Below are 23,310 nucleotides of genomic sequence, written 5' to 3'. Positions count from 1 at the left end.
GATCCAATGCTGGAAATCAAGGTAGAAGACGGGAATTTTATAGATTCGGAAGGGTACATTCTCCAGTTAAGAGGAGTAAATCTTTCGGGAAGTTCCAAACTTCCATTTAAACCGGATGGGACCACACATTTTGATCAGTCCTTAACCTTTCATGATCATAGAAAAGTTTCTTTTGTCGGAAGACCTTTGGAAGAAAAAGAAGCTGCTGAACATTTGGATCGTTTGAAGAAGTGGGGATTTAACTTTCTACGCTTTCTCGTAACTTGGGAAGCAGTGGAACATTTAGGTCCAGGCAAATACGACCAAGCGTATCTGGATTATATTGAAAGAATGGTGGCTCTTGCCGATAAAAAGGGATTCTACGTATTCATAGATCCTCACCAAGACGTTTGGTCTAGATTCACGGGGGGAGATGGTGCTCCTGGTTGGACCTTGGAAGAAGTCGGAATGAATATAGAGAATATTAAAGATTCCGATACTGCAATCGTCCATCATTTCCAGGGCAGGAATTACAAAAGAATGTCCTGGCCTCTAAACTATCAGAAGTATGCTTGCGCTACAATGTTCACTCTGTTCTTCGGGGGAAAAACATTTGCGCCTAAACTTTCCATTCGTGGAAAGAATGTAGAAACTTTTTTACAAGATCATTATATAGAAGCAATGTGTCGGATCGCGAAGAAGGTCGCTAAATACAAAAACGTATTAGGATTCGATTCCTTAAATGAGCCTTCTCCTGGATGGATCGGTAAAAAAAATATAGGAGAATTTTCCGGACTTGGTTTCGGTAAAATTCTAACTACCTCTCCTTTCCAAGAAATGTTCTTATCCGAAGGAAGAACTGTCAGGGCAAACAACGCGTATATGCTCGGGTTTACGGGATTCAATTTAGGAAAAACCAAAATAAATACTAAGTCGGTTCCTCTATGGCAAGAAGGAAAACATTGCATTTGGAGACAACATGGAGTCTGGGATTATGATCCGAACGGCGCTCCGATGTTACTTCGCCCCGATTATTTTAATAAATATAGGGGAAGAAAGATAGAATTCTATCCTGAGTTCATGCTTCCATTTATTAAAAGATTCAAAACTAGAATACAATCCGTTCAGAAAAAATTCTCCATCTTTGTAGAATCGGATCCAGGAAGTTTAGAATTGGATTGGGACGAAAAACCAAAAAAAGGAGAAGGAACAGTAATCAACGCGACTCATTGGTATGATGTTTCCGTATTGATGTTCAAACGTTATATTCCTTGGTTCGGAGTTCATATCTTTAAACAGGTTCCAATATTCGGAAAGAAGAATGTAGGGAAGGCTTACGAAGATACGATCAGAATGATCAAAGAAGTTTCCATCAAGAAGATGAATAATTGTCCTACGGTGATCGGAGAAACTGGGATCCCAATGGACATGAACGGGCGATTAGCGTTTAGAACAAAAAATTATTCTCACTTGGAAGCTTCTCTAAATCGTATCATAACTTCTATCGAGAAAAACTTCGTACATTATACACTATGGAATTATACTCCTGATAATACTCACAGTTTAGGAGATAGATGGAATGAAGAAGATCTTTCTCTTTATTCTTTGGATACTCCTAAGAGTATAGATGAGAATGGGGGAAGAGCTGTCAGAGCATTCTCCAGGCCTTATCCAATCCGCACCAAAGGAAATCCGGAAGCGATCAGTTTTGATATGGAAAAATCCATGTTCAAATATTCTTTTCGAAAGGAAGGAGATGAAATCCCGGTAGCTGAAATCTTTCTTCCCGAAATACATTATGGAAAAGGTTTCGAAGTATTGGTAAATGCCGGAAGTTGGAAGTTCGACTCCAAAAAAAGGATACTGACCTTCAAGGGAGAAAAGTCCGTCTCCTATTACGGTATAACTATTTTCCCGACTAAAAAATAACTTTTCTAATAGGTGGGAATGATTAGAATGGCCTTCGTCGTTAAACTGTCGGAGTTCTCCAAGGTTTTGGAAATTTCGATTTTATAATAGTGAGAGATTCGACTCGGGCTAATATTAGCGACATAGAATTAAAAATTCGCAGAGGTCTTTGCATGAAAAACACGTTTTTTTCGATCCTTACGATTCTAATTTTTGCAGGTCTTATTTCTTGCGGCGGAGCGAAAGTGAGCCAAGCAGAATGTGATCCAGTTGTAAACGAATTGATTTCCAATCTTGCTGTTGGTCAAACTCCAGAGCAGACTGAAAAATTGAAAGCGATGCAAGGTCAAATTTCTTCTCATCTACTTAAAGAGTGTATGACTGGTAAATATGATCTTACTTGTTTAAAATCTTCTAAAACACTTGCAGCTCTCGCTACTTGTAAGAAGTAATTTCCAATGACAAGGGCCGGATAATCTCCGGCTCTTTCCGTTTACACTTAATCTTCTTTTATCAAAAAGAAGCCCTTCTCCTCAGAATAACATCCATGTTCCCTATACACTCCGGATGGATAGAAATGGATCCGTTGTGCGTATCTATATCGACTCGAAACACATCTAAGGCAAACATCCCAGCGAATCGCCCAGTCGCATTCTTCTTTTCTAAATGCGGGTAGTACTCTTAAGAGGGGTTTCGATTCTGGAATTTCATTCTGGAAGGAGGCCTCTGGAGATGGATAGAGAAGGGGGGAGTATAGGATGGTCGAAGTTACTACAAAAAAGGCTAGGACTTGAAGATGTCGACTCATTCTAACTGGGTTCTTAATGCCGGTGGATACAAATTCTATCGGTTCGATTTTGAAGTACCTGGAGTATTTGCGGGTTTAAAAATTATGTCTCCAATAAGAAGGGCGAATTTGGCCGATTGTAGTATCTTCGACCGGCAGTAAAGGTAACTCATCCTCCGTCGAAGTTACTACAAAACCCCCTCCAAATTCCGGTTGCAGAAACTCTTTCTCCCCGAACTCGGGCCGAACAAATATTCAGAGTGAAACTTCTTCAAATTCCCAAAATCAAAGAGTAGAAAAAAATGAAACGATCCTAGAAAATTTTCTCATCCATGTAAAAAAGTCCAATCAGATATGTTAATTCTATCAAAGCCCATTCGCGAAGAGGAGAAAAGGGTATAGTTTAGAACAGCCGTCGGAAATTACTTGAATTAGCGTTTCAAGTTGGAATCTTTGTGTAATGGCATCCCGAAAAGATTTTATGGAAACCCTGTATCGGGAATCCAACGGGAGAATTTTTGATTTCTTGTATAAGTATACCGGAAATCCGGAAATTGCCTCTGATCTAATGCAGGATACGTTTCTTAATTTTTTTAAGAAGTATTCCAATTCCGACTTAAACAAAGAACAAGCCTTAAAGCTGTTATATACGATCGCAAGAAATCGATCGATTAACTATGCCAAGAAGTTCTCCACGGTGAAAGAATCCGGAACGGACGATATGGGAAGTTATCGGGAAGAAGGACAAAGTTTTGTAAGAAAGACCGAACTTTCCGACTTGGAATCCAGATTGATGGATTGTCTGGATGATTTAGAAGAAGGAGAAAGATACGCTTTAGTATTAAAGAATATAGAAAAATACACGTTGGCTGATATTGCAGATATTATGGGGATCTCGGTTGCAACTGCATCCAGATTAGTCGTCAAGGCGACTGGAAAGCTCGTAGAGATTGCAAAAAATAAACAAATTCTGCCGATGGAATAATACGGAAAAAGGCTCTTGAAGGGAAGAATGGACGAAAATTTCGAACATAAAATAAGGAAGGCGGTCGAAGGGGAGAAGAATGAATACAGTTCTTCTATCGAAAAATTGTCCAGTATGCTTTCCAAATCTTGGGCTTCTGCACCTCCAAATATCTCCTTCGAAGAAATTTACGAAAAAGCACAAACTTCTAAAGTTATCACATTTAAAAAACCGTTATTATACTCTCTTGCTTCTGCGGCTGCGATATTGATCGGAGCATTCAGTTTTCTTATATTACAAACCCCTAAAGTTTCCCCCGTCAAGGATGAACTTGCAATATCCGTGACTAAAATTATTGGAAAAGGATACTTATTCTCCTCTGATTCCGAAAAACTTTTAGCGTTAACTGAAGGCGAATCTGTAGGTTCCGGTCAGATTCTAAAGACAGAACCTGGATCTAAACTTTTCTTAAACATTGCTAAGGGAGAAGGTATGGTCTTAGAAGAATCTACAGAACTCGAGATCATGAAAGAAGGAAAACAATCTTTCCGACTCCGTAATGGAAGCATCTTAGTTCATCTGCATAAGAACCTGAAAAAGGATGAATTTAAGATTATGACAGAAACAGGCTTGGTAGAAGTCAGAGGAACAAAATTCGAAGTTAAAGAAAGTCCTAAAGACGGAACAATCGTATCCGTTCTAGAGGGGAGAGTGGCTGCAAAAAGTAGCAACGAACCGAACCGCGGAGAGCAAGTTTTGGAGCCTGGTCAAAAAATCCGCTTAGAAGCAAAAGGATTCCAGCGTACTTTCCTTTCTTCTGCAGAGCAAAAAGACCTCGGATTTAAATTTTCAGAACTTCATGTGGATGAGATTCCTAGAAATTCCGAAAAATCTTTTTCCAATAAGGATGACCTATTTAACGAATACCAAAGATTGGAGAGGGTAATACTTTCCAATGGTGAGACGTTAGAAGGTGTTATCGTCGATATGGACGATAATTTTATGTATTTACAAACTCTTGAAAAGGAGATAAAAATCCAAAGAGATTCGGTAATGGAGGTGATTCAACTTCGTTAAAAACGAATTATTTTTGACATGTGGAGAATTTTAAAGAAATTCTACCAAAGAAGGCTAATTCCCATGTCTGAAGAAACAGCAAACCCCTCCGTAAAAACCCCTCGTTATAAAAGACATCTTGCCAATTATCTGATCGACAAAGACTTTCAATTAAGGTTCTTCTTAAATTTTTCCTTATTGTTCATCTTCGGGTTACTGCTTACTCTTGGGTTTTTATTTTGGATCCATTCTACCAAGTACGACAAGGGAGTGGTTTTCAGGCTTCGCGAAGACACTGTTAAAGTCTATCAAAAGGGATTTGAGATTGTTAATGGAGAAGAGAAGGACAAGTTCGTCGAAAAAGAGCTCACTCTTCCTGATTACGATCATGGTCTGGATCTGTTTACGATCCAATTTAAAGGAATTTTACTATTCTCTCTGTTGTATCTTCTTCTTTCTGCGATATTTGTCTTGGTCTATTCCCATAAAATGGCCGGACCAATCTATAATATTAAGAAGAATCTAAAGCTACTACTGGAAGGCAAAGACGTAGATAAGATCCGGATCCGAAGTGGGGATGAATTTCAAGATCTGGCCGATCTTCTGAATGAGTTGATCGACAAAAAGATCCATGGCAAAAAGAATTGAGGCTCGGTTTTTGTCGGATCTTCGACTTATCCGACTTCTTATTTTAGTTTTCTAAATTTGAATAGCCAATTTAGGCCGCTCTTGAAACATGCGGAACGTGTATGAAGGATATACTCGTTCCGGAAACTTCTCATATATTATATAATTCCGATTCGAGAAAAATGGATGAGCTTTCGGATGAAAGCGTTAACCTCATATTAACTTCACCTCCTTATCCTATGGTAGAAATGTGGGATAATCTTTTCAAAAGTTGGGATAAAAACACCAAGAATGCCCTTACCAAAAATTTAGGAAATGAAGCCTTCGAGGCAATGCATTTACAGCTGGATAAGGTCTGGAGAGAATGCTTCCGCGTTTTGAAAGAGGGTGGGATCCTACTTGTGAACATAGGCGATGCCACTCGAAGTATTGGAGGCGAATTCGGTTTATTTTCGAATCATTCTCGGATTTTACAGGCTTGTCGTAACTTCGGCTTTAGTTCATTGCCTGATATCTTGTGGAGAAAACAGACCAATTCTCCAACCAAGTTTATGGGGTCCGGAATGTTTCCGGTCGGGGCATATGTTACCTACGAGCATGAGTATATTTTGGTCCTTCGAAAAGGCGGACTTAGGAAGTATTCTAAATCTGAGACGGAGATCCGACGAAATAGCGCCTTTTTTTGGGAAGAAAGAAATGTCTGGTTCTCTGATGTCTGGGATCTAAAGGGAGAAAGGCAGATTTTTAAGGATGTAGGAGCTTCGCGGGAAAGGACGGCTGCATTCCCTCTGGATTTTGCCTACAGATTAGTGAATATGTTTTCTATAAAGGGTGATGCCGTCTTAGATCCATTTTTAGGGACGGGAACTACATCATTAGCGGCTCTTCTCTCTTCCAGAAATAGTATTGGATACGATGTAGATCAGGGAATTCTTGAAATTGCTAAAAAGAAGCTTCTTGGCGCAGTGAATGTTTCGTCGAAGATACTACAAAACAGATTACAAAGTCACCTTGACTTCATTTTGGATAGGAAGAAGCAGAAGAAAGAGATTGCACATAAGAACAAATACTATGGATTTCCAGTAATCACTTCTCAAGAGACAGAATTGACCTTCGAATTGGTAGATTCTTCATACGAAAGTGAACATTTCTCCTTGAAAGCTAATTATTCCCGATATAATCTGCAAAATTCTTCCAAAAAGTAAGTTTCAAATTGTTGCTATTATAATGGATCTAGTAGATCCTACTACAGTTTTTATTGAATAAATTAGTGTTATAGGAAACCCTCGCATGAAATACCGAGCACTTGTATTTGCCTTCGCCATTTTCTCTATTTTAGTTGCATTACCATCTTCGATTTTCGCAGAAGAAGAAATTGCGATCGTGCTATTTGTTGTAGGTGACGTTTCCGGAACCCAGGATGGGAAAAAGGTAAACCTCAAGAAGAATTCTATCTTAAAAAAGCAGGACGAACTTGAAACGAAGGATGGAAAAGTCGATCTTCAGATTGGTCCTTCAGTTGTTATTCGCATTGCAGCTTTTACAAAAGTTAAGATTGCAGAACTAAGTTCCGACAAAAAGACAAATAAATCAAAATTAGAACTCGTTTCTGGTAAGGTATTTGCTCGTGTAGATAAGGGATCTAAGAAAGAAGATTTTACGATCACTGCGCCTTCTTACAATGCTGGTGTTCGAGGGACACAATTTGTAGTTTGCGAAGAAAGCGAGGCTCAACGCAAAGAAAGTCCTGATAATGAAGATTCTGATGTGCCCAATGGGATCTTCGTTAAGGAAGGAGAAGTCGGAGTTACTACAGAAAACGGAAAAAGTTTCCCTTTAAAACGAGATGAGGAAGCTGTAGTATCTCCTCAAGGTCTTTTGAAACAGCCACTAGAAGAATTTATGCGCGAAAAAATGAAGATTCTAGATGGCTTTAAGAAGATCATGGAAGAAAATTATAAGATTCTTCGAGATCAAAAACTTCAGAATCAGGAATTATTAAATCAAACTAAGCAGGATATATAGTTTTATCTTGCTGTAGTAACTTCGACAAACAAAAAAATCCTCCCGCACTAGCTCAAATTTGGGAAACGCGAAGAGTATGAACTCTACCGTTTTCCAAAATGAGAACCTCAAACGAAAAGCAAGGATCGTTAAGAATCCTTATCCTTCTACGGCATTGATTCCAGATAGGCTCTGGAGAAAAGTTCCTATCGACTGTAAGCGAAATTTTCCTCTATATTTGAGACGACTACAGGAGAAATACGGCCTGTTGCTTCAATCCCAGAGATACATTGGAAGAAACCCGCTTAGAACTTCTTTTCAGGCGAAAGGTCAGAATTTGGTTCGTCACAGTTATCGTCCCCAAGAAGAACATTACCAAGAACTGAGAAATGTGGCCCTTGCGCACGGCGTCTCGATGAATTATATAATTGTGTTAATGATCCATTGGGACTTTCTTCAAGTGGATGAAAGAATTCTTTCTCACTTTTGGAGGAATCGAAAACCTCCGACTTCAAGAATTATAGATATTCGTCGTATTTTGAATTTAGAGACTAGAGAAGTTTTGATCATTTTAGTAGGATGGCCTCGGCAATTTACTCTTAAAAGAGGATCGCCCAATTGGACCTAACCTTCACGTTTTAATGGCCAATTATAAGACATAATTATCTCCGTAGGAGGGCCAATTTTTGCTTGAAGAAATCAAGATATCTTGATATCTTGTGAGAAGGGTCTGGAAAATGTCGCTAAAGGATATGTCTTTAGAAAGAGAATCTGTCGAAACTTACCCAGATTCAATTGTCGTTACTCCTTCTACAGCAAAAGGAGCCCTTCAGGATCGAGATATTCTACTCGCGATAAAAGCATTATCAGATGAAACTCGCATTCGGGTTCTTCGGATACTTTCCGTTGCACCTCTTAATGTTCAGGAAATAACGGAAGTCTTGGACATGGGCCAATCTAGGATTTCTAGACATCTAAAGATTCTGGCAGATGCTGGATTTCTGACATCTCAACGTGAAGGCTCTTGGGTATATTATAGCCCTACGGTTTCGAATGAAGATTCGCAAGATTTTTCTGCCAAATTTCATACGCTTCTTCTGAATTTTGAAAAGAGTCTTCCTTATTCGGAACAAGACTTAGTTAAGACGAAAGATATTCTCAGACAAAGAGATCTGAAAAGATCAAAATACTTCGATGATGTTGCCCAAAATTGGGAAAGCGTGCAGAGCGATGTTCTTGATCCGGTTCTGTATAGGAATAAGATCTTGGATTTACTTCCGGAACATTCTCGTCGGATCTTAGACCTTGGATGTGGTCCCGGTGGTTTAATCCCTTACTTGTTGATGAAGAGTCAGGAAGTTATCGGGATCGATTCTTCCGAGAAGATGATCAAAGAGGCGAAAAGTGCCTTTTTAAATAATTCTCAAGTCCATTTTCTCACATCCGAGATTGAAACTCTTCCGGGGAATTTGATTCAATCTGCAGATTCTGTCGTAGCTTCGATGGTCCTCCATCACCTTTCCAATCCACCTCAAGCTATGAAGGAAATATATAAAGTTCTAAAGGACGATGGCACTTTCATCATCGTAGATCTAAAGAAGCATAACCAAGAAATCATGCGCGATAATTTCGCCGACTTATGGCTCGGATTCGAGTCGGAACTTCTCGCAGATTGGTTGAACCATACCGGTTTCAGCCTTGAATCGATCGAAGAAGTAGAATCTCAGAAATACTTCAAAGTATTAATAATTAAAGCTAAGAAAAGAGGAGGACTTTAATGTCCGCTACAATACAAGAAAAAGGTTTAAAATATAAGGTTAAAGACATTTCACTCGCGGACTGGGGTCGCGAAGAAATCATTCTGGCAGAGAAAGAAATGCCAGGTCTGATGTCCTTACGCAAAGAATATAAGGGGAAACAACCTCTGAAAGGCGCGCGTATCGCGGGTTCTCTTCACATGACCATCCAAACTGCGGTTCTGATCGAAACTCTGACCGAGCTTGGAGCGGAAGTTCGTTGGTCTTCTTGTAATATCTTCTCCACTCAAGATCATGCGGCAGCTGCTATTGCGAAAACCGGAGTTCCTGTGTTCGCTTGGAAAGGTGAAACGGAAGAAGAATACTGGTGGTGTGTGGAACAGACCATCTTCTTCGAAGACGGAAAAGGTCCGAACATGATCCTGGACGATGGTGGTGACTTAACCATGTACGTTCACGAGAAATATCCACAACTTCTCGCTGAGATCAAAGGAGTTTCTGAAGAAACTACTACAGGAGTAAAAGGTCTCGAAAAACTGCTCAAAAAAGGCGAGTTGAAACTTCCTGCGATCAATGTGAACGATTCCGTTACAAAGTCTAAATTCGACAACTTATACGGTTGTAGAGAATCCTTGGCAGACGGTATCAAACGTGCAACCGACGTTATGCTTGCTGGAAAAGTAGCACTCGTTTGCGGTTATGGAGACGTTGGAAAGGGTTCTGCCGCTTCTTTACGCAATTTTGGAGCTAGAGTGATCGTTACCGAGATCGATCCTATCTGCGCTCTTCAGGCAGTAATGGAAGGATACCAAGTTCTAAGGGTAGAAGATGCGATCGAATTTACTGATATTGTAGTAACTGCGACCGGAAACGACGACATTATTTCCCTTGAACACATGAAAGCAATGAAAGACGGCGCAATTCTTTGTAATATCGGACACTTCGACACTGAGATCCAAATGTCCAGATTGAACGCAGAGAAAGGTGTGGTGAAGAAGGAAATCAAACCTCAGGTGGACAAATACACCTTCGAGAACGGTAAATCCATTATCGTTCTTGCAGAAGGCCGTTTGGTAAACTTGGGTTGTGCAACTGGTCACCCATCTTTCGTAATGTCTTGCTCTTTCACAAACCAAGTGTTGGCTCAGATCGAACTTTGGAACAATAAGTACGAGATTGGCGTCTATAGATTACCTAAAAAATTGGATGAGAAAGTTGCAGCGTTACATTTGGAGCAATTAGGAGTTCGCCTAACCACGTTAAACGCTAAACAAGCTGAGTACATCGGAGTACCGGTAGAAGGTCCGTTCAAACCGGAACATTACCGCTATTGATCGACAAGGAGAGGTTGTGGCATACGTAGTAACTGAACCCTGTGTTGGGTGTAAAATTACATACTGTGCTGCTGCCTGTCCTGTAGAAGCTTTCCGAGAAGGGAAGGATTACTTAGTCATAGATCCGGACATTTGCATCAATTGTAATGATTGTTTGAGAGAATGTCCGGTGAATGCCATCTTCCCGGAGGACGAGGTTCCGGTGATGTGGAAAGACTGGATCGTTTTGAATGCAAAAGAATCGAAAAAGTTCCCGATGATCAACGATCTTAAAAAACCTCTTTTAGATAAAGACTGCAATATTAAAGAATTATGAAACATAAATTTCCCACATATACAAATCCCAAAGCGCAAGAACTCTTAAAATTATTGGAAGAAAGGATCCTGGTTCTTGACGGGGCAATGGGGACAATGATCCAAAGGTATGGTCTGGGAGAGGAAGATTTCCGAGACGAAAGGTTGAAAGACCATCCTTCTGCATTAAAAGGAAATAATGATCTACTAGTAATCACTAAACCTGAAGTGATCGAAGAAATACATTATAAATTTTTAGAAGCAGGAGCAAATATTCTAGAAACAAATACGTTCAGCTCCAATCGAATTTCTCAAGCGGATTATAATGCGGAAGCCTACGTAGATGAGCTGAATAGAAAGGCAGTAAAGGTCGCTCGCGCTGCAATGGAGAAGTTTTCCAAAACTCATCCGGATCAACCATTGTTTCTTGCCGGGTCCATAGGACCCACGACTAGGACTGCTTCTCTTTCGCCGGATGTGAATAATCCTGCTTTCCGTGCTGTAACCTTCGACGAATTGGTAGAAACGTTTTACGAGCAGGTTAGGGCATTGGTAGAAGAAGGAGTCGATATTCTTCTTTCTGAAACGAATATCGATACTTTAAATTTAAAGGCAATCATTGTTGCGATCGAGAATGTATTCAGAGATTTGAATGTACGGATCCCGGTATCTCTTTCCGTCACGATCACAGATGCTTCCGGAAGAACTTTGTCAGGACAGACAATCGAGGCATTCTATAATTCCATCTATCATGCAAATCCTCTTTCTGTAGGGATCAACTGCGCTTTAGGCGCAGGAGAAATGCGACCTTATATCGAGGAATTGTCTAGGATCTCAGGTTGTTATATCAGTTGTTATCCGAACGCTGGATTGCCTAACGCGTTCGGTGGGTATGATCAGACTCCGGAGGAATTCGGAGCATTTTTGGATGATTTTTCCAACCAAGGTTGGTTGAATATTGCGGGAGGATGTTGCGGAACAACTCCTGCTCATATCAAAGAAGGGGCCAAGGCTGTCCAAAATAAAAAGCCTAGACTTATACCTGAGATAGAAGGAAAGACTAGATTATCTGGATTAGAACCTTTGAATATAGATGAAGCAACAGGCTTCGTATTAATAGGAGAAAGAACTAACGTAACTGGTTCTCCTAAATTCAAAAAACTGATCTTAGAAGGGAACTTTGAAGAAGCAGTGTCAGTCGCTTTGCAGCAAGTAGAAGCCGGCGCAAATATCATCGATATCAATTTCGACGAAGCTCTTTTGGATGGAGAAGCTTCCATGAAAGAGTTCTTAAACTTGATCGCTGTTGAGCCTGATATCGCAAAGGTTCCTTTCATGGTCGACAGTTCCAAATGGTCCGTTTTGGAAACTGGGTTAAAATGTATCCAAGGAAAACCGATCGTAAACTCCATCTCCCTGAAAGAAGGAGAGGAAAAGTTTTTACAACAAGCAAGAACGATCAAAATGTACGGTGCTTCCGTAATCGTAATGGCTTTTGACGAACAAGGTCAGGCGGCTACAAAAGATGAGAAGGTCCGTATTTGCAAAAGAGCTTATGATCTATTAGTTGAGAAGGCAGGCCTATCTCCCTTTGATATCATCTTCGATCCGAACATTCTAACAGTTGGAACAGGAATAGAAGAACATAATAATTATGCGGTCGACTTTATAGAAGCAATCAAAGAGATCAAAGCCATCTGCCCTGGCGCAAAAATCAGCGGTGGGTTAAGTAATATATCCTTCTCTTTTCGCGGAAATAATCCAGTAAGAGAAGCAATGCACTCTGCGTTCTTATTCCATGCGATCAAAGCTGGAATGGATATGGCGATCGTAAATGCAGGTATGCTTGCGGTTTATGAAGAAATTCCTAAAGATCTTTTGGAGAGAGTAGAGGATGTTCTTTTAAATAGAAGATCTGATTCGACTGAAAGATTGATCGAATTTGCAGAATCCTTTAAGTCAGGTGAAAAGGCGGAAAAAAAAGAAGAGGCCTGGAGAGAAGGAACGGTCGAGCAAAGATTAGAATATTCTTTAGTAAAAGGAATCGTAGAATACATAGACCAAGACACGGAAGAAGCAAGACTCAAATACGATCAACCTTTGCATGTGATCGAAGGTCCTTTGATGGATGGAATGAGAGTTGTGGGTGATCTGTTCGGGTCGGGAAAGATGTTCCTTCCGCAGGTTGTAAAAAGTGCGCGGGTAATGAAAAAATCCGTGGCTTACCTTCTACCTTTTATGGAAGAAGAGAACCGCAAGCAAGCTCAGTCTTCTGCAAAACAAAAATTCCTGATCGCAACTGTGAAGGGAGACGTTCATGATATCGGTAAGAATATAGTAGCAGTCGTACTTGCATGTAATAACTACGAAGTGATCGACCTCGGAGTGATGGTTTCTTGTGAGAAAATTTTGGAAGAAGCAAAAAAGCAGAATGTGGACATTATCGGTTTGTCCGGGCTTATCACTCCTTCTCTAGATGAGATGGTTCACGTTGCTTCTGAAATGAAAAGAACAGGGTTCGATATTCCTTTATTGATTGGAGGAGCTACTACAAGTTCCGCCCATACTGCCGTAAAAATTTCGGAAAAGTATGATCAACCTGTAGTTCATGTTTTGGATGCTTCAAGAGTTGTAAATGTTGTTGGGAAACTTTTGAACCCTTCTTTAAAACCTGATTATATAAAGCAGATTAAAGAAGAACAAAAGGTTCAAAGGGAAATTTATTTCAATACAAGAAGTGATAGAAAACTTGTTTCTATCGAAGATGCTAGAGATAATAAATATGTTACCGATTGGAATGTGACTCAGGTAGCTAAACCGAACTTTGTAGGAGTCCGTGCTTTCGATAACGAGATCTCTTTGGAGGAATTGGTTCCTTATATAGATTGGTCTCCATTCTTCCAAGCTTGGGAGTTGAAAGGACGTTATCCTTCGATTCTCGAAAGTGAAACTTACGGTAAACAAGCCAAAGAATTATTCAAAGACGCTCAGAAATTATTAGAAGATATAGTTTCTAATAAAAGATATACGACTCGAGGCGTGATCGGGGTTTTTCCAGCGAATAGTGTTGGCGATGATATAGAAGTTTACGAAGACGAATCCAGAGCGAATATTAAGACCGTTTTCCATACTCTCCGCCAACAGATCAGTAAGGAAGAAAAAGATGAGCCTAACTATTGTTTGGCGGATTATATAGCTCCTAAAGACAGCGGAGTTGCGGATTATATCGGCGGTTTCGCTGTGACCGCTGGTCATGGAGTAGAAGCGTTTGCTTCCATATTCGATTCTCGATTGGATGATTATAATTCCATCATGGCAAAGGCTTTAGGAGATCGTTTTGCAGAAGCCTTTGCAGAATATATGCACTTGAAAATCCGAAAAGAGATCTGGGGTTATGTAGCGGACGAAAATCTTTCTACCGAGGAATTGATCCGAGAACGTTATCAGGGAATTCGTCCTGCAGCAGGTTATCCTGCAAGTCCAGACCATACCGAAAAAAGAACCTTATTTGATTTATTGGAAGTGGAGAAGAATACGGGCATCACTCTTACGGAACATTTTGCAATGATGCCGGCAAGTTCGGTGAGTGGTTTATACTTTGCTCATCCGGATTCTAAATACTTTGCTGTGGCAAAGATCAATAAGGACCAGATCCAGGATTATGCTAACCGGAAAGGAATGACCGTTTCCGAAGTGGAAAAATGGCTTTCTCCGAATTTGGCTTATGACCCCCTGGAGGCGGTTTCCAGAGTCTAATCATTAATGAAAAGATTTGTCGAAGTTACTACAAACCCGGTTCATTCTGCATACCAGGATGAATCGGAGCCTGGAACGGAGTTTCCATTCCATCCTTGGTTGGCATCTAAGATCAGGGAGAAACTAGGCCAGGAAAATCTGCTCTTGAGGCTGAGTGAGATCAGTTGTGAGGAGCCTGCTTGTCCGATAATGGAAACTAGGATTGAGGTCGTAGATACTACATCCGGCAAAACTACTTCCTTTCTCAGATTTGGTAGAAAGAAAGAGCAAATCAACAAGCTCGATCTGCAACTTTCCTTTCAGAAAATGCAAATTCTGTAGTAACTTCGACGAAAATCGCAGTTCAAACCCTAACTTTACACTGCCGAATTTAAATTCATCACCAGTTACGTCGAAGTTACTACAAACCTCTCAATTCAAAACAAATCCAGAAATTACCTTCTCAAAATTCGCTTTCTCTTTCTCGAATTGGCTTTCCAGGGTAAAAGTAGAGAATTGAACTGAACCGAAATTTCCACTAGCCAGAAAAGAATAGAAAATAAATCTAAGACCTTTGATTTGCGCAGTGTAGGTGACGATTTTTCCAGGGACTCCGTTCACAGAACAATCTTCGATGTTTAAAATCCTGGCATCCGGATCCGTTTTAATTACATTCAATAAAACTAATTCAGGAAAGGATTCTAACGGAATTTCCAAACCTTCGTAGATTACCATTGCGTTCCCGGTTCTGGCTTGGTTCACGAAATGAAATTCTGCAAATTCGTGATTTTCAGTCACACTTGTCCATTGGGCCGCGTTATAAAAAACGGAGTATACTCCCGATTTACTTTTGATCAAGCTTGTCTGATCGGTTCCTTTTAGGATGGATCTGTTTGTATTTGATTTTTTCGAAGGATCTACTTTTTGTTCAGGCGCATATTGCCAGGTAAAATTTTCCTTTAATACTACTTTCTTTCCATTTTTTGTAAAAACTACTTCGTCGGCCAATATTCCTGAGGCAGCGCAGAATAAGATTAGAAACTTGATTTTTTTCACTGGCCTTTCTCCTGGCTTTGAATGTTACTGTGCGGTATAGGAAGAATTATATTAGAAAAACTTGATTTTTATTTTTGTAAATTTGGAGAACTTTCCAAAAATTTGTATTTCACCCCAAGCATACCTTGGATTTCCGGAGTGAGTAGTCCATCTGTATTTGGAAGAGTCGGGTGAAGAGGTAAACGAACCAAACCCTCGAAACTTAAGTTTCTTGTTGAAATAGAAAATCCGGGATTCACGTAATATTCGTAACCTTGTTGCCATCCTCTGAAAGCTTGAGGAGTATCGATCGGTAGAAAACTTTTATCATTAAATCTTTTGATTCCGGAAACTTGTAAAAAGAAATCCATCTTATTTAAGCTACTGGAATTTGAGATCAAAGAGTAACTGATCCCGATGGAAGATTTTGCGGATTCCGGAATTGCCAAACCTACGTTGTTTCCGGCCATTCTCCAACCTAAATCCATTTGAATTCCGGCTCTTCCGAGCAGATATCCGAAGAGTAAGTTCCCAGCCTGGTTGTCTAAACCTTTGGAAAGGTTAGAACCTAAGCCAGGCATAACGGAAGAAGTAACTCTCACATCTGTTAGCTGATCGAATGCTCTTCTTTCTGTATTAGCTCCTATATATGCCTCGGATTTATTTTCTTTGTTCTGGCCCGCGCTCATTGCCATTACAAAAACTTCTTCTCTTCCGAATGCAGGATACAAAGCGAAAAATTCATTTCTTTGTAAATGTATTCTAGGTTGACTCGGTAACTTATTAGGTAAGCCGGGAATGGAATTGAAAGATGTGGAATCGGTCGGAATATAATCACGAAAGGCTTTCATCTCATAAGGATATTTGAATGTAAGAGAAGAGAAAAATTTGACCTTATGCTCCTCCTTCTCTTCCGTTTGGTCGGAAGTTTCCTTTTGGGAAAATAAGGCCTTATTTTTGGAAAAGTTGTCGAAAGAATCCCAGAAAAAAGTGGAACTGTTCTCTCCGTAGATTACGGACAGGCTCGCGACAAAAGGAAAAATCACCTGCAAGAGGGAAGGGAAAGTCTTTCTAAAGAACGAGCGCTTACGTTTAGGAAGAGATTTGGAATCATATGTCATCTTCTCGGTTCTCATCCTATATTTATTGATATATGACGGAATATTCTGCTTTGCCAATGAAAATTCCGTCATATTTACCAAAAAATAAGACCTTCTACAATTGACCTGGAATTGGTAAAAATGAACACAAAGATTAGAAATTTCGGACCTTGCAAAATTGAAAGTCCTGCCGCTTATGAATATTACACTGCAGACGAATCCAAGGTGGTTTTCAAGACGGTGTTCGAGACGGAAGAGAGCTGGAAGCAATATATAGGAGAAGGAGCCGAATTTTTCGAACAAGCAGGTCCTAGAAAGAAGATCTATTTTGACCCGAAAGAAGTGACGGCCGGGATCGTGACCTGTGGGGGCCTCTGTCCAGGGATCAATGACGTGATCCGAGGTATCGTAATGGAATTAAATTATAGATACGGGGTGAAACGTATTCTTGGATTTCCTTACGGCTACCAGGGTCTTGTCAAAAAATTTGATCATAAGCCTATGGAGTTGAATCCGGAAAATGTAGCCCATATAGGGAGGGATGGGGGTACCATTCTCGCTTCTTCCAGAGGGAACCAAAATGCTTCCGACATGGTGGACAGACTCTCTTTGTATGGGGTCAAGATGTTATTCTGTATCGGGGGGGATGGTACCTTAAGAGGTGCCAAAGAGATCGTAAACGAGATAGATAGAAGGGGAGAAGAGATCTCAGTCATCGGAGTTCCCAAGACGATCGATAACGATATCAATTATGTGCAAAAAACTTTCGGATTTTCCACGGCATTCTCCAAAGCGATGGAAGCGGTAGAATGTGCCCATGTGGAAGCAAAAGGTGCTCCGAACGGAATAGGTGTAGTGAAACTAATGGGAAGACATTCCGGTTTTATTGCGGTGAATGCGGCCTTAGCTTCTCAAAACGTAAATTATTGTCTGATCCCTGAAGTGGATTTTGATCTGAAAGGAAAAGGGTCCTTCTTAGATGTTTTGAAAAAAAGGATCCAAACCAGAGAACATGCAGTGATCATTGTAGCAGAAGGTGCAGGCCAAAAGTTTTTCGGTAAAACCGAAGAAAGAGACGCTTCCGGAAATTTGAAGTTAGGCGATATAGGCGTATATCTTAAAAATTCAATCCAAGAATTTTTCAAAGCGGAGAAGATTGAAGTGAATGTAAAATATATAGACCCAAGTTATATTATCCGTTCCATTCCTGCAAATCCTGAGGATTCTATTTTCTGTGGGTTTTTGGCTCAGAATGCCGTACACGCCGGCATGGCAGGTAAGACGGATTTAGTGATCGGAATGTGGAATAATGTGTTCACCCATCTTCCGATAGATATAGCTATCCAGGAAAGAAAGGTGCTTCAGCCTACTAAGAGCACTTTGTGGAGAACATTATTAGCCTCTACAGGACAGCCTGCTCATATGGTTGCGGAATAGTATTATAGTCGGAGAAGTTCCGAGATCAAATAGATATCAGGATGATCGGATTATAAAATCCTAATTGAGTCGGACCATTACTAAAGTGTAATCGTCATTAGGATCCGCTTCTCCTCTGAATGCGTCGGTAGTATCTATGATCAATTCTTTCAGATTTTCCACGGGCATGTCCCCGTTTCTTTCTATGAGTTTTGCAAGATTCTCTAAAGAATACATTTCTCCACCTTCGTTTGTGGTCTCGCTTACTCCGTCAGTGTATAGAACTAGAAGGTCCCCAGGCTGGTATTCCACTTCATGTTCTTCAATCTCCGACTCTTTGATTCCCAGTGGCATTCCTTTTCCGGAGAGAAGTAGTACCTTCTTCTCTTTGGCTTTATACAATAGCTGCTCGTTATGGCCGGCACTAGAATAACGTATTCTTTTTTTGAGCATATTGATACGTGTGAGCATTACCGTAACGAACATAAAATAACCGGACTTTTCCTGGATGATCCGATTTGCTCCCATAAGACTGATACTCGTGGAAGAGTTACGCGCTACTTCACCCGCGATAATCGTTTTGGAAAATTCCATAAAGAGAGCGGCTGCTATCCCTTTTCCGGAAACGTCTGCGATTAGAATACTTACTTCGTCTGGATTATGATAGATTAGATCATAAAAATCCCCACCGATTTCTTTAGATGCGGTATAAGAAGTTTCGATCTCTAAAAGATGCATCTTCTTAGGAATATTAGGCAATGAGTTTAGCTGTATCTGGGAAGCGATCTGCATGTCTCTTCGGATAGATGTTAACTTCTCCTTTTGGTTTTTTGCCAAAAGACTATTATATGCTTCCGCTATCTGGTTAGAAATTGTGCTTAAGATAGAAAGGTCCTGATAGGAAAAACTATCTCCGCTCATCTTATCCGCGGCATTCAGAACACCTATGATTGTACCATCCTGACGGATCGGAACAGAAACGAAGGATCTGGTCTTATAACGATTCGGTGTAAGAAGGTCCGGATTAATATCCGTTTGTCCCTGTACTAAGATTGCTTTTCCTTGGGATAAAATTTCATTCAAGATCCCACGGGATTCGTCCACCAAATGGGACTCTTCTTCTAAACTGAAACCGATGGATTTAGAAAGTTCGAATGATTTTGTTCTAGGGTTTTGGAAGATCAAAGAAACTCTTTCTGCGCCTAAAACATCGGAGATAGAGTTTACTGTCAGATTTAAGAACTGATCCAACTCGCTGATATTGGAAATTGCCTGGCTGATCTGATAGAGACAATCTAATTCTCTGGCCCGATCTTTTAAGTCACGGATCAATCTCCTGTTCCTGATCGCGATCGCAGCAAGATCGGAAAGATATTCTAATATTTTAATGTCTTTATTTGTAAATTCAGGCCTTTCCAAGGAGTTTACGGCTTCTAAAACTCCTTGGATCTCTCCTTGTGCCTTCATCGGAACACAGATCAGGTTCTTTGTAGTGAATCCTACTGCGTCGTCTATGTTTCTATAAATTCTAGGATCGTTCGCTGCATCGTTTACGATGACCGGCTCTAGACTTTCTAAAACCATTCCGGCGATCCCTTTTCCTCTAGGGACTTTTAATTCGGTGAGAGATTCTCCCTTATCACCTTTAGCAACTTGAAATACTAGACAATCTTCGTCCGGATCATAGAGTAGAAGGGAACATCCTTCCGTATTGAGTACGTCTTTTGTGGTTTCTATAATAATTCCCAAAAGTTCTTCCAGATCATCCGTAGAATTGATCCTGGCAGTAATGTCTGAAATAAGAGCTAAGGAGAGCTGTTTGAAACTCATTTGGTCCGGGAATACTTCTTTTTTTGAGAGATTTTCAGATTGGAGGGCTTATTCCAGCCCAAATCCAACTCCTGTCAAGGAGATTCGAAACTTTCCTCTTATTCGATCAAGGAACCGATTCCCTGATCGGTAAAGATTTCGATCAGGATAGAATGGGGGACTCTTCCGTCAATAATATGAGTCCTTCTTACTCCTTGATCGATTGCAGAAAGACAACATTCTACTTTAGGGATCATTCCTCCAGTGATATCTCCTTTTCGAATATAATCTTTTACTAAGGCACGGTTTAAACCTGTTACAAGTTTTCCGTCGATCAATATTCCGCTCGTGTCGGTCAGTAAAATTAGCTTTTCTGCTTTTAAAGCTCCTGCTAATTCCCCCGCAAAAGTATCTGCGTTTATATTTAGGGATTCTCCTGATTCCGATTCTGCCACAGGAGAAATAACCGGGATAAAACCTTTTTCTTGGAGAGATAGGATGACAGTTGGATCTATTTTGTCGATCTTACCCACAAGACCAACATCTACTAGTTCGGATTTTTTGCCTTCTACATCTATTTCAATTTTGGTCTTGGAAGCGGTTGCAAGATTTCCGTCTTTTCCGGAAAGTCCTACTGCATTCCCACTTTCTTTATTGATCATGGAAACGATCTGTTTATTTACTTTTCCGGTGAGTACCATTTCCACCACGTCCATGGTTTCTTCGTTTGTGACCCTATGTCCGTGAACGAACTCGGTCGGAATATTCAAACTTTCCAAGAGTCTATTGATCTCCGGCCCGCCTCCGTGTACGATAACCGGATGGATGCCTACATATTTTAGAAGAACGATATCTTTTGCAAAAGATTCCTTTAAGTCAGCCTTTGCCATTGCGGCTCCGCCATATTTGATGACCACGGTTTTCCCGGAGTATTTCGTAATATAGGGAAGGGCCTCCAGAATATTGTTGACCCTCTCAAAGGAATGTTCCATACCAAACAGAGAAATCGTTCCCCACTTGTACGTCGATTCGGAAATGTTTACAATTTTAATCACTGGAGGAAGTGGGGGTCTTGGCCGAGCTCTTGTTTCCGAATTAGGAAATTTAGGATATAAGATCCTAAATTGGGATCTGGTTTCTCCGGACAAACTTCATCCGAACGAAACATTCCAAAAAATAGATCTCACATCTTCCGATGAATTGGAAAATGCCTGTAAAAATCTGAAATCTACGGCTTCTCCTATCCGTGGATTTGTACATTGTGCAGGTTACGGCGGTCCTTATCATAAAATTACGGAAGTCCATTTGGAAGAATGGGACAGGATCTTTGCCATCAATCTCCGCTCCGCTTTTCAAATTACAAAATCGTTACTTCCTATATTCAGCGCTCAAACGTTCGGAAGATTTGTTTATATAGCTTCTTCTTTGTCGGTACAAGGAAGCGCATTGTCTGTGGCATATTCCTCTTCCAAACATGGGATCATAGGTTTTATGAAATCGATCGCTGCAGAATGGGGAGAAAAAGGGATCACCTCTAACGCAGTAAGTCCAGGTTATATGGAAACAAAGATGGGCATCCAAGAAGACCAGGTGGATGATCATCGCAAAAAGATAATAGAGATGACACCGGTAAAGAAGATCGCTTCTCCGGAAGAAATTGCAAGAGTTGTATCTTTTTTAATTTCTTCCGAATCAGGTTATATTAACGGTGCAAATTGGACTGTGGATGGCGGAATTACTTCGATTTAGTTTTTTTGGGGGAAGTTTTCGAAATCGCAGGATCTTTTCCCAGATTCAAAAATACTTCTCTCAATTCTTTGTTTGGAGCTTCCGCTTTTTCATCCAGCCAAAGTTCGTTTGCAGAAGGAGAAGAATCGAATTTGATTTTTCTTTTTAAGATCTTTCCTCTTCTGGAAAGAAGAAGGTCCGCCTTTTTCCCAGGTTGGTACTGATTTAATAATTCTTTAAAATTCCCTGGAAGAATTCTCTTATCATCCAATGCGATCCATTCGTCACCAAGATTGATATCCGTTTCTTTTACGGATTTAGAGAGAAGAATTTTACTTACGATCATTCTTCCTCTTTCTTCTTTTACTCTAAATCCAGACTCTATCTTCGGCTTAGAAGCAGTTCTTTCCACGCCGATCAAATGTAAATATGTTTCGATAGGAATACGTTTCGGTTCCACAATATAGGCATCGAATTCCAGTTTCAGATCAAGACCTGTAACCTTCTTCGCTGTTTGAAAAAATTCAGCCTTGGTGAAACCTCTTTTTTTTTCCTGATGATATTGTTTGTTCAATGCAACCATGATATCCACCAAGGATTTTTTGCCTTTGGTTTCTTTCAGGATATAAAGATGCATACTTAAGGATAGAATGGCACCTTTTGTATAATAAGAGATCCCTGTATTCGAAAAATTCGGATCGAATGGACGATTATAATATTTAGTCCAAGCGGTAAAACTGGAATCTTCTAAACTCATCCAGGATTCACCCAGAGATTCTTCCAATTCTTGTATATCCTTCCAAAGTTTGTTCAGGTATTGCTGGGGAGAATAAGATCCGCAAAGAAGCAGAAAGTATGCATCGAAAAAACTTGTGATACCTTCTGCGATCCATAATTCTTTTGTTAAATTCGGCTTTTGGTAATCGAAAGGTCCGAGTGCGATCGGACGAATTCTTTTCACATTCCAATGATGGAAATATTCATGAGATAAAAGTTCTAAAAGAGTTCTATAATTATCCGGATTAGACCATCCGTTCGGGTCGAATTGGTTGATGCTACAATTGAGATGTTCCAATCCCCCATACAGATTATCGCTCATGTCTAAAACAAATAGATAATATTTATTTTCCGTTCCAGCCATAAGTTTGATCTGGGTTTCCACGACGGTTGCCAGATCCTTGGAGATTTTCTTCTTATCTTTTGTTTCAATATCTCCTAGGATGACTAGATCAAACTCACAGCCTTCTATATTAAAAGAGGTTTGTTTTTCGTTTGTAAGAAGAATAGGTGAGTCAAAAAATTCGTCGAAATTTTTTGCCTTCCAAGTTTGTTTAGAACCTTCTTTTTTCTTCAATCCAGTATAACAAAAACGAAAAGGAGAAAGATTCTTCCAACTTAACTCAGGTTCCAGATCGATCCGATCTTTAGGATACAAGAATGTTGCAGGAGGATGGACTAAAATAAAATCGCTCGTAAAATAATTGGTTCGAACGGTATGTTCGAATCCGTAAACTATATAAGAAATTTTGAATGTTTCTCCCTTGGAGGAAACCTTCCAAGTGTCAAGATCGGTTTGTTCGATATTCCATCCCGGTTTGGATTGTGTAAATTGGACTTGATGGATAGATTTGGAATAATCTCGGATCTTATAAGAACCTGGAGACCAATTCGGAATACAAAGAAATGTTTCCTGTTTGTCTGGGTGGACTTCCATTTCCACCTTTAATAAATGTCTATGCGGTTGGTATGTATCTAGAGTGTATTTTACGATCACGCC

At 40.2% G+C, this 23,310-nt stretch carries 21 protein-coding genes; 15 read left to right on the top strand and 6 right to left on the bottom strand.

All coding sequences use genetic code 11. The annotated features are described in order from the left end of the window. The first annotated feature begins 6 nt into the window (after nucleotides 1-6). Both CH365_RS13755 and CH365_RS13750 read left to right on the top strand, forming a co-directional pair. Nucleotides 7-1,908 carry a glycoside hydrolase family 5 protein gene (locus tag CH365_RS13755; protein WP_100769144.1) on the top strand — a complete coding sequence of 634 codons (1,902 nt, stop codon included), beginning with the start codon at nucleotides 7-9 and terminating at the stop codon, nucleotides 1,906-1,908. 152 nt (nucleotides 1,909-2,060) lie between these two features. Then, nucleotides 2,061-2,339 carry a TIGR04454 family lipoprotein gene (locus tag CH365_RS13750; RefSeq protein WP_100769143.1) on the top strand — a complete coding sequence of 93 codons (279 nt, stop codon included), beginning with the start codon at nucleotides 2,061-2,063 and terminating at the stop codon, nucleotides 2,337-2,339. Nucleotides 2,340-2,386: 47 nt separating this feature from the next. Here CH365_RS13750 and CH365_RS13745 read toward each other — a convergent pair whose 3' ends face one another. Next, the gene (locus CH365_RS13745) at nucleotides 2,387-2,695 is read right to left on the bottom strand and encodes a hypothetical protein (protein WP_100769142.1); all 309 of its coding nucleotides are present in this window, start codon (nucleotides 2,693-2,695) and stop codon (nucleotides 2,387-2,389) included. A gap of 439 nt (nucleotides 2,696-3,134) precedes the next feature. Here CH365_RS13745 and CH365_RS13740 point away from each other — a divergent pair, with 439 nt between their 5' ends. From CH365_RS13740 to CH365_RS13690, 11 genes are all read left to right on the top strand, one after another. Beyond that, entirely contained in the window at nucleotides 3,135-3,659 is a 525-nt protein-coding gene (locus tag CH365_RS13740; protein WP_100769141.1) for an RNA polymerase sigma factor, read from the top strand. A 27-nt stretch (nucleotides 3,660-3,686) separates the two neighbouring features. Next, entirely contained in the window at nucleotides 3,687-4,715 is a 1,029-nt protein-coding gene (locus CH365_RS13735) for a FecR domain-containing protein (RefSeq protein ID WP_208861211.1), read from the top strand. 63 nt (nucleotides 4,716-4,778) lie between these two features. Beyond that, nucleotides 4,779-5,342, top strand: coding sequence for a hypothetical protein (locus tag CH365_RS13730; RefSeq protein WP_100769293.1), 564 nt, complete (start codon nucleotides 4,779-4,781; stop codon nucleotides 5,340-5,342). Between the two features lie 101 nt (nucleotides 5,343-5,443). Then, complete coding sequence (locus CH365_RS13725) at nucleotides 5,444-6,526, top strand: DNA-methyltransferase (protein WP_100769139.1); 1,083 nt, start codon at nucleotides 5,444-5,446, stop codon at nucleotides 6,524-6,526. Nucleotides 6,527-6,611: 85 nt separating this feature from the next. Then, the gene (locus tag CH365_RS13720) at nucleotides 6,612-7,346 is read left to right on the top strand and encodes a FecR family protein (RefSeq protein WP_100769138.1); all 735 of its coding nucleotides are present in this window, start codon (nucleotides 6,612-6,614) and stop codon (nucleotides 7,344-7,346) included. Between the two features lie 76 nt (nucleotides 7,347-7,422). Beyond that, nucleotides 7,423-7,953: a DUF1564 family protein gene (locus CH365_RS13715; RefSeq protein WP_100769137.1), complete on the top strand. Its 531-nt coding sequence runs from the start codon at nucleotides 7,423-7,425 to the stop codon at nucleotides 7,951-7,953. 109 nt (nucleotides 7,954-8,062) lie between these two features. Next, nucleotides 8,063-9,103 (top strand): ArsR/SmtB family transcription factor, encoded by a 1,041-nt coding sequence (locus CH365_RS13710; protein WP_100769136.1) that lies wholly within the window; start codon nucleotides 8,063-8,065, stop codon nucleotides 9,101-9,103. Further along, a complete protein-coding gene (gene ahcY, locus CH365_RS13705) occupies nucleotides 9,103-10,416 on the top strand; it encodes an adenosylhomocysteinase (protein ID WP_100769135.1) in 1,314 nt (437 codons plus the stop codon). The genes CH365_RS13710 and ahcY overlap by 1 nt, the downstream gene beginning before the upstream one ends. Nucleotides 10,417-10,432: 16 nt before the next feature. Continuing rightward, a complete protein-coding gene (locus CH365_RS13700; RefSeq protein ID WP_100769134.1) occupies nucleotides 10,433-10,732 on the top strand; it encodes a DUF362 domain-containing protein in 300 nt (99 codons plus the stop codon). Continuing rightward, nucleotides 10,729-14,466 carry a methionine synthase gene (metH, locus tag CH365_RS13695; protein WP_100769133.1) on the top strand — a complete coding sequence of 1,246 codons (3,738 nt, stop codon included), beginning with the start codon at nucleotides 10,729-10,731 and terminating at the stop codon, nucleotides 14,464-14,466. The genes CH365_RS13700 and metH overlap by 4 nt, the downstream gene beginning before the upstream one ends. A gap of 6 nt (nucleotides 14,467-14,472) precedes the next feature. Next, on the top strand, nucleotides 14,473-14,787 hold the full coding sequence (locus CH365_RS13690) for a hypothetical protein (RefSeq protein WP_100769132.1): 315 nt from the start codon (nucleotides 14,473-14,475) through the stop codon (nucleotides 14,785-14,787). A 90-nt stretch (nucleotides 14,788-14,877) separates the two neighbouring features. On the opposite strand, the gene CH365_RS13685 is transcribed toward CH365_RS13690, so the two are convergent. Continuing rightward, entirely contained in the window at nucleotides 14,878-15,501 is a 624-nt protein-coding gene (locus CH365_RS13685; protein ID WP_100769131.1) for a DUF3157 family protein, read from the bottom strand. A 68-nt stretch (nucleotides 15,502-15,569) separates the two neighbouring features. Further along, nucleotides 15,570-16,658, bottom strand: a complete 1,089-nt coding sequence (locus CH365_RS13680; RefSeq protein ID WP_244283196.1) for an LIC_20087 family outer membrane protein — start codon at nucleotides 16,656-16,658, stop codon at nucleotides 15,570-15,572. 63 nt (nucleotides 16,659-16,721) lie between these two features. Between CH365_RS13680 and CH365_RS13675 the strand changes: the two genes are divergently transcribed. Beyond that, nucleotides 16,722-18,017 (top strand): ATP-dependent 6-phosphofructokinase, encoded by a 1,296-nt coding sequence (locus CH365_RS13675; protein ID WP_100769130.1) that lies wholly within the window; start codon nucleotides 16,722-16,724, stop codon nucleotides 18,015-18,017. A gap of 60 nt (nucleotides 18,018-18,077) precedes the next feature. Here the strand turns inward: CH365_RS13675 and CH365_RS13670 are convergent, their stop codons facing one another. Both CH365_RS13670 and argB read right to left on the bottom strand, forming a co-directional pair. Beyond that, nucleotides 18,078-19,826: a GAF domain-containing SpoIIE family protein phosphatase gene (locus tag CH365_RS13670; protein ID WP_100769129.1), complete on the bottom strand. Its 1,749-nt coding sequence runs from the start codon at nucleotides 19,824-19,826 to the stop codon at nucleotides 18,078-18,080. Nucleotides 19,827-19,924: 98 nt separating this feature from the next. Beyond that, entirely contained in the window at nucleotides 19,925-20,797 is an 873-nt protein-coding gene (gene argB / locus CH365_RS13665) for an acetylglutamate kinase (RefSeq protein WP_100769291.1), read from the bottom strand. 43 nt (nucleotides 20,798-20,840) lie between these two features. Between argB and CH365_RS13660 the strand changes: the two genes are divergently transcribed. Further along, entirely contained in the window at nucleotides 20,841-21,554 is a 714-nt protein-coding gene (locus CH365_RS13660) for an SDR family NAD(P)-dependent oxidoreductase (RefSeq protein ID WP_100769128.1), read from the top strand. Here the strand turns inward: CH365_RS13660 and CH365_RS13655 are convergent. Next, entirely contained in the window at nucleotides 21,541-23,307 is a 1,767-nt protein-coding gene (locus tag CH365_RS13655) for a M61 family metallopeptidase (RefSeq protein ID WP_100769127.1), read from the bottom strand. The two genes, CH365_RS13660 and CH365_RS13655, sit on opposite strands and share 14 nt — an antisense overlap. Nucleotides 23,308-23,310: the final 3 nt, after the last annotated feature.

This window comes from Leptospira neocaledonica (assembly GCF_002812205.1).
GTDB lineage: Bacteria > Spirochaetota > Leptospiria > Leptospirales > Leptospiraceae > Leptospira_B > Leptospira_B neocaledonica.
Note: the sequence above shows the minus strand (reverse complement) of the source record. Positions and strands in the feature narration are given on the sequence as shown.